Below are 427 nucleotides of genomic sequence, written 5' to 3'. Positions count from 1 at the left end.
CCGTGTGCTGCGAAGTTTCCTTCGTAGCGAGCCGCCCATTATAGCCGGCTTTTCCGCTTCGTCAACACCTTTTTTCAAGGCCGTCTCACCGAAGTGGACGTTGTTGCCGATGCTGCTTCGTCGTTGGACCCGAGGGCCTTTCGTCGTTGCGAGCCGCCTATTATGGCAGGCTTTTCAGCTTTGTCAACAACTTGTGAGAGGAACTTGAAGCTCTTCGTGAAGTTGTTGCTATAAGTCCAGGTCGAAACCTGAGGCTTGCAAAAAAAGGAAAACCCCGCTGCATGAGCAGCGGGGTTTTCGGGGTATAAACCCTGGCGATGACCTACTCTCGCATGGCTTAGGCCACACTACCATCGGCGCAGCTACGTTTCACTTCCGAGTTCGGGATGGGATCGGGTGGTTCCATAGCGCTAATTTCACCAGGGAG

Annotated in this window: 1 rRNA gene; it reads right to left on the bottom strand. The window is 53.9% G+C overall.

The window, feature by feature from the left end:
• Nucleotides 1–309 precede the first annotated feature (309 nt).
• Nucleotides 310–424: ribosomal RNA gene (rrf, locus tag LC407_RS20840) — 5S ribosomal RNA — on the bottom strand.
• Nucleotides 425–427 lie beyond the last annotated feature (3 nt).

The organism is Stenotrophomonas sp. OVS01A (assembly GCF_019969775.1).
GTDB classification, from domain to species: Bacteria; Pseudomonadota; Gammaproteobacteria; order Xanthomonadales; family Xanthomonadaceae; genus Stenotrophomonas; species Stenotrophomonas indicatrix.
The sequence above is the reverse complement of the archived record's forward strand: the minus strand, read 5'-3'. Positions and strand labels throughout refer to the sequence as shown.